Source organism: Pontibacter sp. 13R65 (genome assembly GCF_047525655.1).
Classification (GTDB): Bacteria; Bacteroidota; Bacteroidia; order Cytophagales; family Hymenobacteraceae; genus Pontibacter.
The window spans coordinates 17,343-32,256 of the sequence record NZ_JBLIQL010000011.1 but is presented as its reverse complement, the minus strand read 5'-3'; the positions used below and the strand labels follow the sequence as shown (position 1 = coordinate 32,256).

The window sequence follows — 14,914 nt, the reverse complement described above, 5'->3', positions numbered from 1 at the left end:
TACCCTCAAAACCTTAGTTATAATCAATAGTAAAGTTGTCGTTTTCTTGCTGCTATAATATTCTGATTTCTTGGCGGTTCACCTGCTTCTTGCTTTCTGACGATCAGTAAAAGAAATTCTGCTGCCTTCTTACTCTGAAGCACAATACCATCTTATCTTCTGAATAGTAGCGTGTTGAGGAATACTGATGCAGGTTTTAAATTTTTAGATTAAATTCTAGCTGTGAGAGTTGCAATGCCCCTGGATAAAGCTATTCAAGTTTTTGAAGGCTTATATATCTAAGGTAAAACTAAAAAATCTCTATTTCCTCTTTACGAAACAGGCTTAATTTTAACTTTAGCCTCACCCTTGGCAGTGGTGGCAAGGATTAATGGAATAAACAGTCCTGATACTATTCCACCTAAACTTCTATCAAAATAAATTTCTGTTATCCAAGCACAAGCAAAGGTTATAATAAAGAGAATTGATAACCCATCTTTCTGTTGAACAGCATATTTGAATGGTAATAAAAGCCACCCGACAAAAAAGACAATAATTCCGATAATGCCCAGACTGTATAAAATATCCAGATAGTTGTTGTGGACATTTTTGTTTGTTTCTATGGCAAACTTGAAATCTTTCTGCTTGTAATTCTCCATTAGTTGATCATACTTATCACCAAGACCTACACCAATTAATGGGTTCTCCTGAAACAATTCCCAACCGCAATTCCATGCTGCTAGTCTAAAGTTGGTTCCATTCCATTGGTCCTGTGTGAGTTCCATATTATAGTGGCTTTCTCTTCCTTCATGAGAGTATTCAAATTTGTTGTAGGCTAATTCTTTATACCTGTTCAGCATTTTAGGCTGTACTTTATAAAGTGCCATGCCTGCCAGTAACAGACCTAAACAAAGCGTAGTGGTTTCTAAATATTTTTTGTTAGAGATTAAATAGTAAAAGCCAAAACCAACCATAGTCACTGCCAGCAGGGCCATATTTATTCTACTGCCCAGTAAGTAACTAAATACAATTAAAAAAAGAATGGACAAGGTTAGTAAAGCTTTATAGCGGGTCCTTTTATAAAGCAAGAAATAGCTGAAAATATATATAGCCAGACTAACTAAAAGAGCGACATAAACAGATTGTTGTTCTATAAACAGAACCAGGTTATCGTTGTAAATAGCGTCGGTTCTTTGTGTTTGGTAATGAAGCTTTAAGCTTGTCAGGAAGCAGATAGTGCAAATTGCTAGAGTAACCAATGCAAATCCCATCAGGATCCTGTCTCTGTAATTTTTCCTTAGATTAAGCAAGCCTAAGCTTATTGGAAAAAGGAGCAAGGGTAAACGTATTTTTAAATAATTAAAACCCTGCTGGAGGTTATCAGAAAATAGAGCGCTGAAAACTAATAATACGAAAAATAACACCATGCCAGTTATGTAACTGCGCTGCTTTAGGAGGTATACCTTTTCTTTGAAAGTAGAACAAGAGAGGCTATAGATAAATAAAACCCCAATCAGGATTACATTAATAGAATTTATCGGCCTGTAGTAAAGCGTAATAAAGAAAAGGATAAAAAGTATATAAAGTACGCGCTCTTGCTTTGTCATGATAAAATTTATTCTACATCAAATTTAGAGCTAATTTCTAAAAATTGATTAATCGTATATTTATTATGTCCTTATTTTTTAAGAGTTTTAAGGATAATAAATCATGTAAATAGTAGTTGAGTTATAGTCTTCAAAATCAAAGAAGAAGGTGCCAAAGAAGGGAATGTGTGTGAGGTTAACTTCATTTTGGAATTGCGGGCATCGAGATAACCTAAGCGCAAATACAACGATATTGCCTCTGGAAGGCCATTTTCATTAGAATAATTTATCAGTCAGCATTTTACTAGCATAACGGCGAAAAGGCTGTTTTGAAATAATACAAATTACTTTCTAAATCTATTATCTTTCCGGAAATATTATAATATCAGTATCTTTGACTTCCAATTCAGTTAGGAGCTACATGGCATTATGTGTAATTTTTGGTGGTGCAGGTTTTGTTGGAACTCATCTTGCTACCCATTTTCTTAAAAGTAAGCGCTTTACAAAAGTGCATATCGCAGATCTCAGAGAAACTGCGCTTCAGGACCTCCCTGGCATTACCAGCTCTATCACTGATGTTCGGCTTCCCATTAGTTTAGACTTGCCAGAAAAGCCGGAATGGATATTTAACTTAGCCGCCATACACCGGGAGCCGGGGCATGAACCTGAAGAGTTTTACCACACCAATATCAAAGGAGCAGAGCAGGTATGTGATTTCGCAGAGAGGGTTGGCTGTTCTAAAATATATTTTACCAGTAGCATAGCGGTATACGGCTATTGCCTCACCAAAACTGACGAAAATAAAGAGAAAAACCCTGTTACGCCTTATGGCTCTTCTAAAATAGCGGCTGAACAGATTCATCAGAATTGGGCCAGTAAAGATACCAGCAGAAGATTGATTATAAGCCGGCCGGGGGTAATTTATGGTCCTGGAGACCCAGGAAACATCATGCGCATGATCAAAGCAATCAGGAAGGGTTATTTTGCCATTCCTGGTTCAAAGCATATACACAAATCATATGCTTATATCTATGGCTTTTTAGAGAGCATTGATTACACGATGGCACGAGCAGAGCAACTCATAAGCTATAATTATGTAGAAACACCTACAGAAACGCTGGACGATGTAACCAGAAGTGTAAAAAATATCTTCAAAAGCAATGCGCCTATTGTCGCCATTCCCTTACCCATATTAGTTTCCGGAGCGCGGGTACTGCAAATCTTCCTTGGGAAAAGTAACCCTATTCACCCGGTGCGGGTGCGAAAAGCCGCCACACCGACTTATATTGTTCCCCAGGTGCTCCTTGATCTGGGTTTTCAATTTAAATATGATTTTACCAGTTCAATAAAGCATTGGTTAAGTGTTGCACCCGAAGACTTTTAATTAGCTCTAGAAGGTTAAGAGGCCCTGAATTGTCAGAAGCCAATGGGTGCTATATTTATTCATGAACCTTTTCAAAAAGTTTGTCAATTTCAGCTGGCTGTAAGTATCGCCATTGCCCAACAGGCAAATTTTCTAACTGAAGCGTTATGATGCGGGTACGGATAAGCCTGGTGACCTGATATCCTAACTTGTAGCACATTCTTCTTATTTGCCTGTTAAGACCTTGTGTTAGCGTAATACGGAAAGTTCTTGAGCTTACCTGCGTTACCAGGGCCGGACGAGTTCTTTTTCCCATGATCTCAACTCCGGCGGCTAGACTTTCTAGTACCAGCTCCGTTAGAGGCTGGTCTACGGTTACTTCATATTCTTTTTCCTGATGGCTTTGAGAATGTAGAATCTTATCAAAAATTTTACCGTTGTTGGTCAGCAACATAAGTCCTTCAGAGTCCTTGTCAAGTCTCCCTACAGGAAAGACAGTTTGCTTAAATTTTAAAGCTTCGAGGAGATTGTTTTCTATCTGAGGGTTAAGAGTAGATTCTATTCCACGAGGTTTATGGAAGGCAAGGTAAATCAGTTTGGTTGGCTGTTTAAGAACCTGACCATCTAGTTGTATCTTATCTGTTGGTAGAATGGGCGTATCCAGTGGAGCTTTACTGCCATTTACTAGCACTCTTCCAGATAAAATGCATTGTACTGCCTCTTTATTCGAAATCCGGGCTTTCTGAACTACAAAATGCTTTAACGAAGAGGTCAGTGATTTCATTTAAATAGAAATGTGTGAGTATTTATCTAATAAAAATTCATGTTGTAAAGTTAACTAAATAAGAAACACTGCCATAAAGGCTTCGCCATGGTTCTTTAATTTTTGCAGCCACTGGCTATAGGTTGTTCACATCATGCAGCGCCAGCTTCTGTGTAGTTTTGCAATTTAGTTGCAAAAGAAAAGTCTTATGGCTAATTTTGCAGTACATATACCATTAGTAAAAGCTCCCTGCTGTCGGAACAGACTGGTTACGATAAACATTCGGTACGGGTAGCCTGTAGTATACATGCGAAATGCACAGTTAAATATTGCCTACTTGCTTTTAGTGCTCCTCCTGCGAGGAGTAATTCCAGCAGATGCGGTATTATTTTTACATGCGCATGAGCACACAGAGGATAAATTATCGTCTATTGTAACAGTTGACGAAGTACATGTACATTGTGAGGAGCATGATTTCTATAACATCTCATTTCTTCCTTCTGACTTTGCTGTTAATCTGGCTTTAGCAAACCCAGTTGGTTGTTATATAGAACCTTGCAGCTTTGCCTCGAGCTTTACTTTTCCGGATAAAACTTACCTTCGAGGACCTCCCTGCGCCTAAGGTTCTCCCTTAGCATCTTTCAGTTGTAATTTCTGCAACTGCCTCGAAAGATTCGATTAGTATGCAAGATGGTGTACTACTACAAGAAGATTGTTTTTGGTTTAAGCCAATGGAATAATCTATTTGTAAAGCTTTATGTTGCTTTACCTGATTAGTACGAGGCAACAAGTTATATACTACCAACAGCATAAGCACGCAGCTATTCTTTGTTTCTGAAAGCTACCGTAATCAAGTGTTTTCTATACTTCAAGTTTTTAGAGCTGCTTATCATACTTTCTGCTCAGCAGGAAACGTAGCCCTATAAGATTTGAAATAGCTTTCAGGGAGTTGCTGGCTCATCTATAAATATAATCCTACATCTACCTCAAATTAAGATGAAAACCCTACATCTATCCGTTTTTCTATTTATCTCCTTCTTCAGTATTATGACCGCGCAGGCAAATGTAAAGCCCTTTTTATTTGTGGGTGAAAAAATCAAAGCAGGCACAAAAAAGTCTGTTCTCTTACCTGTAGTAAGTGGCCAAGACAGTACAGTTATTCCTATTACCGTATTTCATGGTTCAAAAAAAGGACCTGTATTAGGCATTACCGCAGGTGTGCACGGTTTGGAGTATGCACCTATTATGGCCGCTCAGGCATTACCAAAGCACCTGGATCCAACCCAAATGAGCGGTACAGTTTTATTGGTGCATCTGGCCAATGTACCTGCTTTTCTGCAGAGGTCTCTCATGGTAAACCCGGTGGATGGTAAAAATTTGAACCGCGTTTTTCCAGGCAAGTCAGATGGTACCCTAACGGAGAAAATTGCTTTTGTAATATCTACTGAGGTGATTGCCCGCTGCGACAATTTTATAGATGTACATGCGGGAGATGCAAATAATGACTTACGGCCTTATGCTGGTTACTACAACTACTTCGATATGCCAGAAGTCTCTGAAAAGGCCCGGCAAATGGCCGTTTCATTGGGTTTTGATTTTATTGTGCAGTTTGGGAACGAAAAAAGTCTGACAGAAGAATCTATTTACTGCTCCCGTGAGGCCACAAAAAGGAACATTCCAGCAGTGGATATAGAATGTGGCAGAATGGGCATTGTGGAAGAAAAGTCTGTGCTGCAGATTCAACAAGCTTTGCTAAGCCTGATGCGCCATCTTCAGATATTAGAAGGAGAGCCCGCCTCAGTTAGAAATCCTGTCATGATTGCGAAGCGCACCTCTGTTTCCAGCAAATATGAAGGGTTCTTTTACAGCGACCTTACCAGTGGTGATTATGTAAAAAAAGATATGAAGCTCGGCTACATAACAGATCTCTTTGGTAATCACCTGGCGGATGTGATATGTCCAACAGATGGAGTTATTCTCTACAAAACGTTTAACCCTCCCATCAAACAAGGTGACGGATTATTTAACATCGGGCATACCAACTAAGATTTTGTTATAGTTAGTTTAAACTTAGACGCTACTTTTTTTACATGCAGCTAGGCTGCCTCATGTCTGCTTAAAAACTAAATGAAAAGGATGTAGAGCTGTTGGCCGTGATTTAAAGCTGCCGAAGAAAAGAAATTCAGGTAAAGTCGCCTACGCTGGTAAAACGACATGGGACATTGACTCTCCTATACTATTACCATGCGCCTCTTTTCTAAAGTGTGAACAAGCTCAAGTTTAATTTGAACAGCGTGTTCAACGGTGGGTGCTATGTTGGAGGGTAAGGTAATTTCGCGCCAGCCCAGGAGCTTCCAGAAATCATCTGGCAACTGTGGAAAAATCCTTTCTTGCACTTTGCAGAGCTATCTGCACTCATCAACCAACTTAAAAGTTACATCAAGAAGATTATAATTTATAAGATCTATAAAAACCACATATGGATATTGTATTAGAAGCAAAACAGCTTAAAAAGCAGTACCAGGATAAGCTAGCGCTAAAGGGACTGGACCTCCAAATAAAGGCAGGAGAGATATTTTGCCTCCTTGGTCAGAATGGCGCAGGCAAATCGACAACTATAAACTTGTTCCTGGGCTTTATAAAGCCAACTTCAGGAGCAGCCTACATAAATGGTTTAGAAGTAGCCGCTAACATAACCAAAATTAAAGAGTACCTGGCTTACATACCAGAAAATGTTATGTTATACCCTAACCTGACAGGGCTGGAAAACCTGGCTCTGTTCAGTAGCCTGGCCGGTTTTGATTATGACAAGGTCCAGCTAATGCATTACCTGATAAGTGCTGGCTTGCCGGCAGAAGCCGCCAGCCGCCGGGTGGGAGGATACTCTAAAGGCATGCGTCAGAAGGTGGGTATTGCCATTGCCGTAGCCAAACACGCTAAAGTATTGCTGTTGGATGAGCCAACTTCTGGCCTTGACCCGAAAGCCAGTAATGAGTTTTCAGAATTACTGCTGAAATTAAGCGAGGCTGGTACTGCCATCTTTATGGCAACACATGATATTTTTAGATCAAAGGAAGTTGGAACGCGGGTAGGCATCATGCGTGAGGGAGAACTGGTTGATGTTTTGTCTGCAGCAGAGCTCGATGCAAATGAACTAGAAAAACTGTACTTAAACTACATGCACGTTTAACATGGTTAAGAGTATAGCAAAAAAAGAGTTTATCAGCACCTTGCGCGATAGTCGCTTTGTGGCTTTAAGCGTAATTGTGCTGCTATTGTTGCTGGCAGCTACCATGGTGGGGCTACATAGCTACCAGACACTGCAAGAGGAGCGTGAAGTGGCACAGCAAACTGTTAATGAACAATTTGCTAATTCTGCAGACCGCCACCCGCACCGCATGGCGCATTATGGATCTTATGCCTTTCGCCCCAAGTCAAGCATTAGTTTCCTCGATTTTGGTATGGATTCGTATACGGGAGCCTCTGTATACATGGAGGCGCATCGTCAGAATAGTGCCAATTTCAGTCAGGCACAACAATCCTCTTCTCTCATCCGATTTGGCGAAATGACAGTAGCTTTTGTGCTGCAGATGCTCATTCCCCTGCTTATTATTTTTCTTTGCTTTGGAGCTTTTACGCAGGAAAAGGAAACAGGAACCTTAACAATTTTACTGAGTCAGGGTGTGTCGCTGCAGCAGGTGGCTTGGGCTAAAATTGCCGGCTACAGTAAAGTAGTTTTATTAGTAGTAGCACCTGCTTTAGTACTGGCAAGTTTGCTGTTGTTTGGCAGAGGCGGTTTTGAGTTGAATGGAGATTTGTACTCAAGGCTGCTGTTATTCATGCTTTTTTACCTGCTGTACTTTTTTATTTTTATAGTACTTTCAGTAGTGCTGTCGGCATTGCACCAGCGCTCCAGTACAGCCTTGGTAACCTTACTGGGAATCTGGATTCTTTTCTGTGTTATTACACCTAAAGCAACTGCCAACCTTGGTGCCACTTTGTATACTACCCCAACCAAAGCGCAGATGGATGTGGAGGTACACGAGGAGGTAGCCAAAGGTGTGGATGGGCATAATTCTGGAGATGAACGTGCTGAGGCTATAAAGCAGGAACTGTTGCAAACTTATGGCGTGGCTACTTTGGAAGAACTACCTATTAACTTTGATGGTGTTTTAATGGCAGTAGGAGAAGAACACAGTAGCAAGGTTTACCAAGAGCATTTTGACGAGTTGACAGCTATATTCCAGAAGCAGAACAACATCTCTGTCTTTGCAGGTCTGCTAAATCCTTACTTAGCCGTGCGGCATTTGTCTATGGGTATGGCTGGGTCTGACTTCAGTCACTACATTCACTTTCAGAACAAGGCCGAGCAATACCGTTATAACCAGTCTCAGGAGCTAAATCATATCCAAGCTACTAAACTAAAATACGGAGATAAAGAAACACGATTGAGCGGCGATACCTGGAAAAATTTGAAACCTTTTCAGTATGAGGCACCGGGTGCAGGCTGGGCATTAAGCAACCATAGCATTTCCCTTGTCGCCCTACTATTATGGCTTGGTCTGGTGTGTACATTAGGTATTAGGCTGATTGGTTATTCTAAAATTGCTTAAGTAATGCGAAATTTCAGGATACTTATAAAATTTGAATGGTTCAACTTTAGGGCCGACAAAGGACTTTTGATACTTACAATGCTAACCCTGTTTGCTGGCATATATGGTATATATTACGGAACTACCGAAATAGAGAGGCAGCGCGAAAACATAAAAACGCTCGACGTGCTGACAGCACAAAATGTGGAGGAGATGAAACAAAAGTTCCCCGGTGATGCGGATGCCGGAGATATTGGCTATTACCACTCCACCTATGCCATTCACAACCCCGACTCCTGGGCGAGCCTCTCCTTAGGGCAGCGCGATATAAACCCCTACTATATAAAGCTGCGCCTGCTGAACCTGCAATCACAGCTATACGATACAGATAATATCAATCCGTTGAAGGTATTATCTGGTAATTTCGACCTGGCCTTTGTACTGGTGTACCTGTTTCCTTTACTCATTATTGGGCTATGTTTTAACATTCTTTCGGTAGAGAAAGAGCAGGGTACGTTGCCCCTGTTATTATCACAACCTATTAGTTTACCCCTGATAGTAGGAGCCAAGCTCACCTTCCGAATAATGATTGTGTTGGGGCTGGCGCTCATACTTTGTTTAGTAGCCATGCTGTGGGGGCAGGTAACGCCTGACATACGAATACTGTTGTGGTTGAGTGTTGTGCTATTTTATTCTCTCTTTTGGTTTAGTGTCGCTTTTTTAGTTGCAGCATGGCAGAAAAACTCTGCTTTTAACGCGGTTACTCTGCTGGGAGTGTGGCTGATGCTGACTGTTATAATACCTGCGCTGCTGAACGTTTACGTTGCAGTAAAACAGCCTGTACCGCAGGCGCTGGACCTTACAATAAAGCAGCGGGAGGTAGTGCATGGGGGATGGGACAAGCCAAAGCAAGAAACAATGGAAAAATTCTTTGCCCTCTATCCGCAATGGACCGATACAGTCGAGATTCAGGGAAGGTTTGCCTGGCGATGGTATTATGCTTTTCATCATTTAGGAGATGTCGCCGTGGCCGATTTGGCAGGCGAATACCAGCAGCGCCTGCATGCACGGCATGAACTGGTGGAAGAACTAAACTTTTTATCAGTCCCTGTAAATGTGCAGGGAATCTTTAACGCCATGGCTGGTTCTGATTTGCCTTCGCATCTTAGTTTCCTGCAAAGTGCAACACAGTACCACGATTCGTTACGGGGTTTTTATTATCCGTTCTTGTTCAAGCAGGTGTCTTTCACGCACGCAGATTACGATAAGGAACCAAGGCACTCTTTCTCTAGTACTCCAGACTTTACCTCAACGTACACCGGATTGTATAAGCTGGTGATAAGCGTGTTGCTGGTGTTTTTCATAGGGCTACTCGTGTTTAGGATAAAGCAGTAAGCAGGGAAAAACTTAAAATTGCGGCGGAGCAGGATTTTAGCCAGCGAAGGCGGAATTAAAATTTATCCCTGTTGACACAAATCAGACTTTTAACAGAAGTAATGAACTGAAGGATGTAGTAGTTTGAGGCTACCAACAGAAAATCTATATAAACAAAAAAGAACGGCTCCTATAACTACATGAGCCGTTCTTTTTTGTTTATAGCGTAGCAATGGTTGGTATGGGCCGTTTTGCCTGAACCAAATTCGGAATGATTCTTGTTTTCACAGTAGATTCTGAGTTCTATCTTATAAAACGATGGTTAGATTTTTTAGTAGAACCATAAACTATTAACTTTTGTGAATAAATGTAGTTTTTACATTTATATTTGGTAAATTAAATTTTGTAAGACGATTCTTTACAGAAATTATCAGTACACATAGTATGAACTTTATGAAACTCTTTAAACTTATTCTTGCAGTGACGCTTATTTTCAGCGGATTAGCTGTTAACGCACAAAAGTTGAACAAGAACCAGTTCAACAACCCTATAGCCTTGCAAAGGGCAGACCCGCATGTATGGAAGGCTACCGATGGTACTTATTATTTTATTGCCACAGTGCCTGAGTATGATCGTATTGAAATACGCAGTTCAAAAACTATCAACGGCATAAAAGAAGCCCAGCCCGTAGTAGTTTGGCGCAAGCATAAAGAAGGTCCTATGGGTAATCATATTTGGGCGCCTGAATTGCATCAGATAGACGGAAAATGGTACATCTATTTTGCAGCTGGCTCGGCCGAGGATAAATGGAAAATCCGCAAATATGTATTGTCTAATCCGTCGGTTGACCCTACTAAAGGTGAATGGGCAGAGGAAGGTGAAATGGTTAGTAAAAGAAATGAGTTTACTCTCGATGCCACCACCTTTGTTCATAAAGGTCAACGTTATCATGTTTGGGTAGATAGAGCATCTGACAAAGTGCCAAATACTGGGTTGTATATAGCTAAAATGACCAGCCCTACCACCTTAGATGAAAAACAAGTTGTAATATCTCAGCCGGAATATGAGTGGGAAATAAAGGGGCATAGGGTGAATGAAGGTCCAGCTGTGCTTATTCGTAATGGCAAAGTGTTTATGACTTTTTCAGCCAGTGCCACTGATGCTAATTATTGCATAGGCCTGTTATGGGCAGACGAGAACGCGGATCTATTAGATCCTGCTTCCTGGCACAAATTACCGGAGCCTGTTTTTTACTCCAACGAAGCCTTGAAACGATTTGGACCTGGTCACAACAGCTTTACTGTAGCTGAGGATGGCAAAACCGATGTTATGATTTATCATGCCCGTGACTATAAAGAAATTGAGGGCGAACCATTGTACGACCCAAACCGCCATGCGCGTGCCAGAGTACTGAGATGGACAAAAGATGGTATGCCTGATTTTGGTCAGGACTTGGATGACAATGAAATGGCCTTAAAAAAGGCAAAGAAAAAATAGTGTACTTAATAGCCTATCATCTAAACTAGGCAGAAGAGAGGCTAGAGCGATGTGACTTTTGAATTCTAGCTATTTTCTAGATTAAGTAAGCTTCTGAAGTAATGTTTTGATTAGTCATAAGGGTAGGAGATACCTCTTATAAAACAGCTAATTGATTTTTAAATATTTGAGCTACCATGTTAAAAGGAATATCATTCTTCTAACATGGTAGCTTTTTAGCTATTGGCCCTCCCGCTATTTTACACGCAATCTTCCAAAGAGAGCAGACTCTACTAAGAACACATGGCCTCGCCGGATTACAGAGGTTTGTACTAGTACATACTGTAATTAGCGACCATTAATTCTAATTTTAATTTCTGATTTTTAGTTTGAAAGGGCACAAGTCTAGCCGAAGAAAATTGATGCTATTGGTAATGATACTGTTAGCCTGTAGTTTGAAGAGTGTAGCAATACAACCCTGCTCCAGGTGGTGAGTTAAGAGCTTCAGTAAGAATTCGCCATTCATTTTTCTTAGCTACCGCAGGAGAAGACTGGAAGCTTTTGGGTGGCAGACACTAACCTTTAGTTAAGTGTTATCATGTTCCTAACTTAGGACTAGGTAAAATAAAGACACTCCAGAGATATCAACTTCCAATTCAAATTTGATAAGTGATTAGTTTACTGCCACAAGTAAATTAATGAAAAGAGGTAGGATGCATGAAGGAAAAGTTTCAAGTAAGTTTAATTGGCTGCAGCTGTTTTAATTAATCATGTCTTTGTGTGCTTTGTACAATTCGATACGTTAAGATTTTCAATAAAAGCAATTTGATATAAAAATTTTACTGTATTTTTTAATGTAGCCATCAGGTAATAATTATCTAATATTTAAATTTTAAGAAAATTTTAAACCTAATTATTTGGCAGGAAGAAAATTTATAATTCTATTTGTCTACTTAATCTATAGACTTTGTATAAAATCAACTTTTGATAAGCTCTAATACTATGACTTGTTGTAGCCGGCCGAGAATTTACTACTAGTTCTTCTAACCTTTTAACTGATTAAAAACATGAAAAAATACTTATACATCCTTATACCTATCATTCTCTTTAGCCATGTAGCTATAGGGCAAACTACTATCACTGGCAATGTTAACGATGGGGAGGGGCTATCCCTTATAGCTGCTACCATTCTTGTAAAAGGCACTAATGTGCACACTATTGCTGATGCAAATGGCCAGTTTAAATTAGAATCAAAGAAAGAGCCGCCATTTACCTTAAGGGTAAGCGCAGTGGGATACAAACCTCAGGATGTTCTGGTGGAAAGCTTACCGACTGCAGCCTTACAAATTACGTTGTTGCGCGATAATTTACTTGAAGAAGTAGTTGTTACTGCCCGGCGACGCAGCGAATCGGCTCAGGAGGTTCCCATTCCGATTTCAGTAATTGGTGGATCCCTTGTAGAAGAAGCGGGTGCTTTTAACGTGAACCGTGTAAAAGAACTCGTACCTACAGTGCAGCTGTATTCCTCTAACCCAAGAAACACCACTTTAAACATTCGCGGCCTCGGGTCTACGTTCGGACTTACCAACGATGGTATTGATCCGGGAGTAGGCTTTTATGTAGATGGTGTATATTACGCCCGCCCTGCCGCTACAACCTTAGATTTTGTAGATATAGATCAGATTGAGGTGCTACGTGGGCCTCAGGGCACGCTCTTTGGTAAAAACACTACTGCCGGAGCATTTAACGTAACCACCAGAGCTGCCAGCTTTACGCCCGGGGCCAACTTTGAGATTAGCTATGGAAACTACGGCTTTATTCAGGCCAAAAGTTCAATAACTGGACCTATCAGCAATAAACTTGCCGGGCGCCTCTCCTTTTCCGGAACGCAACGCGACGGAATTTTATATAATGTTGCCACCGAAAAACCACTAAACGACTTAAACAACCTGGGTTTCAGAGCTCAATTGTTGTATAAGCCAGGCGAAAATTTGAAAATCACCCTGGCTGGCGATGCATCGAGTCAGAACCCGGATGGTTATGCACAGGTAGTGGCAGGAGTTGCGCCGACGCAGCGCCCGGCGTATCGGCAGTTCGAGCAAATTATTGCCGACCTGAATTACGACTTGCCTAGCAGAAATCCATTTGACCGTGTAGTGGACCACGATTCTCCCTGGAGGTCAGGTAACGACTTGGGTGGCGTGTCTGTTAACGTAGATGTTAACATAGGGCAAGGCACCTTAACCTCTACTACAGCCTGGCGCTACTGGAATTGGGACCCCTCAAACGACCGAGATTTTACAGGCCTTCCGGTGCTTGCTAAATCTGCTGCTACTTCCACGCATCAGCAATGGACACAGGAAATTCGCTATGCCGGTAATTTATCGACCAGCTTAAGTGGCGTAATCGGTGTATTTGCGATTGGGCAGGACCTGAAGACAGACCCCTTCCATACCGAAGAATCCGGAGCAGCACAATGGCGCTTCTCGCAAAACTCTACAAGTGAGCTTTGGCGAACACCTGGCTTGTTCGATGGCTACGGCATTAAAACCACTTCCAGGCTAAAGTCTTTTGGAGGGGCCGTATTTGGGCAGCTCGACTGGGCTATCAGCGATCGCCTTCGCCTTTTGCCCGGCATCAGGTTCAACTACGACCAGAAAGAAGTCGACTTTGATCGCCAAACTTATGGCGGGTTGCAAACAGACAACCCAGAGCTTATTGCCTTGAAACGTGCTGTCTACACCGACCAGGCCTTTCAGGCAGATGCTCAGGAGAATAATTTCTCAGGTCAGTTAACAGTAGCTTACAAAGCTTCTAACTTAGTAAACACATTTGCCACTTACTCTACCAGCTACAAGCCTGTTGGGGTGAACTTGGGCGGTTTGCCTACTGCAAATGGCGAAATTCTAACTGATCTGGCCCGGATTAAGCCTGAGTATGTAAGCCACGTAGAAGTAGGAATTAAGACTACTCCAACGCCAAGCTCCACCTTAAACTTAGTAATTCATACTACAGACATCAAAGATTACCAGGCACAGGTTCAAACAGCTGAGGTAGGGGTAAACCGCGGGTACCTTGCCAATGCGGAGAGGGTACGTGTTGTTGGGGCTGAACTTGACGGGAATTTTAAGTTCAACCGTAATTTCTCCTTGTATGGAGCAGTAGCCTATACAGATGGCAAATACGTTTCTTTCAAAAATGCACCAGTACCTCTCGAGGAAACCGGAGGAACTTCTGCCTTCAAAGACATTTCGGGAGGAGAGTTGCCTGGCATATCTAAGTGGGCTGGCTCATTAGGTGGAGAGGCTGTGTCAGGCACCGGAAAGGTTCTTGGCCAGAGCGGTAAATTCTTTGTTGCTTTCGATACCTACTACCGGTCATCATTTTCTTCCAGTTCCTCACCTTCGCAATACCTCAACATAGATGGGTATGCCTTGCTCAACGGCAGAATCGGCTTCAGAGCGGCAGATGGTCTGTCTGTTTTCTTCTGGGGACGAAACCTGCTGAACAAAAATTATTTTGAGCAGTTGCTTCCGGCTGCGGGTAACGCCGGGCATTATGCAGGTGTTCTGGGCGATCCTCGCACCTATGGTATAACTTTGCGCTACGCCTTGTAACAGAACAATTAGCCAGATGGGGGCCTTGACAGAAAGTACATCTGGCTAACTGTTCTGTCAGGGTAAAGTCCACCATATGCTAAATAAGTTAAGCAGGTGCTGGTAAGTTGTAAGGCAATTATTCTAATAAAAATGGCCTTCCGGAGGTATTTTAATCTTCTCAT

Annotated in this window: 9 protein-coding genes; 7 read left to right on the top strand and 2 right to left on the bottom strand. The window is 41.6% G+C overall.

All coding sequences use genetic code 11. The features are described from left to right. Window positions 1-311: 311 nt before the first annotated feature. Complete coding sequence (locus tag ACMA1I_RS14040) at window positions 312-1,586, bottom strand: O-antigen ligase family protein (protein WP_337069011.1); 1,275 nt, start codon at window positions 1,584-1,586, stop codon at window positions 312-314. A gap of 400 nt (window positions 1,587-1,986) precedes the next feature. On the opposite strand from ACMA1I_RS14040, the gene ACMA1I_RS14035 reads away from it, so the two are divergent. Then, window positions 1,987-2,949: an NAD(P)-dependent oxidoreductase gene (locus ACMA1I_RS14035; RefSeq protein WP_337069010.1), complete on the top strand. Its 963-nt coding sequence runs from the start codon at window positions 1,987-1,989 to the stop codon at window positions 2,947-2,949. Between the two features lie 55 nt (window positions 2,950-3,004). On the opposite strand, the gene ACMA1I_RS14030 is transcribed toward ACMA1I_RS14035, so the two are convergent. Next, window positions 3,005-3,712, bottom strand: a complete 708-nt coding sequence (locus ACMA1I_RS14030; RefSeq protein ID WP_337069009.1) for a pseudouridine synthase — start codon at window positions 3,710-3,712, stop codon at window positions 3,005-3,007. A 975-nt stretch (window positions 3,713-4,687) separates the two neighbouring features. Here ACMA1I_RS14030 and ACMA1I_RS14025 point away from each other — a divergent pair. From ACMA1I_RS14025 to ACMA1I_RS14000, 6 genes are all read left to right on the top strand, one after another. Then, window positions 4,688-5,737 (top strand): M14 family metallopeptidase, encoded by a 1,050-nt coding sequence (locus ACMA1I_RS14025; protein WP_337069008.1) that lies wholly within the window; start codon window positions 4,688-4,690, stop codon window positions 5,735-5,737. Window positions 5,738-6,170: 433 nt separating this feature from the next. Beyond that, window positions 6,171-6,881: an ABC transporter ATP-binding protein gene (locus ACMA1I_RS14020; RefSeq protein WP_337069007.1), complete on the top strand. Its 711-nt coding sequence runs from the start codon at window positions 6,171-6,173 to the stop codon at window positions 6,879-6,881. Window position 6,882: 1 nt separating this feature from the next. Then, window positions 6,883-8,304: an ABC transporter permease gene (locus ACMA1I_RS14015; protein WP_337069006.1), complete on the top strand. Its 1,422-nt coding sequence runs from the start codon at window positions 6,883-6,885 to the stop codon at window positions 8,302-8,304. 3 nt (window positions 8,305-8,307) lie between these two features. Beyond that, window positions 8,308-9,678 carry a DUF3526 domain-containing protein gene (locus ACMA1I_RS14010; RefSeq protein ID WP_337069005.1) on the top strand — a complete coding sequence of 457 codons (1,371 nt, stop codon included), beginning with the start codon at window positions 8,308-8,310 and terminating at the stop codon, window positions 9,676-9,678. Window positions 9,679-10,101: 423 nt separating this feature from the next. Beyond that, the gene (locus ACMA1I_RS14005; protein ID WP_337069004.1) at window positions 10,102-11,154 is read left to right on the top strand and encodes a glycoside hydrolase family 43 protein; all 1,053 of its coding nucleotides are present in this window, start codon (window positions 10,102-10,104) and stop codon (window positions 11,152-11,154) included. Window positions 11,155-12,200: 1,046 nt separating this feature from the next. Then, entirely contained in the window at window positions 12,201-14,750 is a 2,550-nt protein-coding gene (locus ACMA1I_RS14000) for a TonB-dependent receptor (protein ID WP_337069003.1), read from the top strand. The last annotated feature ends 164 nt before the right edge of the window (window positions 14,751-14,914 follow it).

Coding starts and splice junctions, on each gene's coding strand:
- ACMA1I_RS14020 (WP_337069007.1), top strand. CDS start 6,171: ATGGATATTGTATTAGAAGCAAAACAGCTTAAAAAGCAGTACCAGGAT.
- ACMA1I_RS14005 (WP_337069004.1), top strand. CDS start 10,102: ATGAACTTTATGAAACTCTTTAAACTTATTCTTGCAGTGACGCTTATT.
- ACMA1I_RS14040 (WP_337069011.1), bottom strand. CDS start 1,586: ATGACAAAGCAAGAGCGCGTACTTTATATACTTTTTATCCTTTTCTTT.
- ACMA1I_RS14000 (WP_337069003.1), top strand. CDS start 12,201: ATGAAAAAATACTTATACATCCTTATACCTATCATTCTCTTTAGCCAT.
- ACMA1I_RS14025 (WP_337069008.1), top strand. CDS start 4,688: ATGAAAACCCTACATCTATCCGTTTTTCTATTTATCTCCTTCTTCAGT.
- ACMA1I_RS14030 (WP_337069009.1), bottom strand. CDS start 3,712: ATGAAATCACTGACCTCTTCGTTAAAGCATTTTGTAGTTCAGAAAGCC.
- ACMA1I_RS14010 (WP_337069005.1), top strand. CDS start 8,308: ATGCGAAATTTCAGGATACTTATAAAATTTGAATGGTTCAACTTTAGG.
- ACMA1I_RS14015 (WP_337069006.1), top strand. CDS start 6,883: ATGGTTAAGAGTATAGCAAAAAAAGAGTTTATCAGCACCTTGCGCGAT.
- ACMA1I_RS14035 (WP_337069010.1), top strand. CDS start 1,987: ATGGCATTATGTGTAATTTTTGGTGGTGCAGGTTTTGTTGGAACTCAT.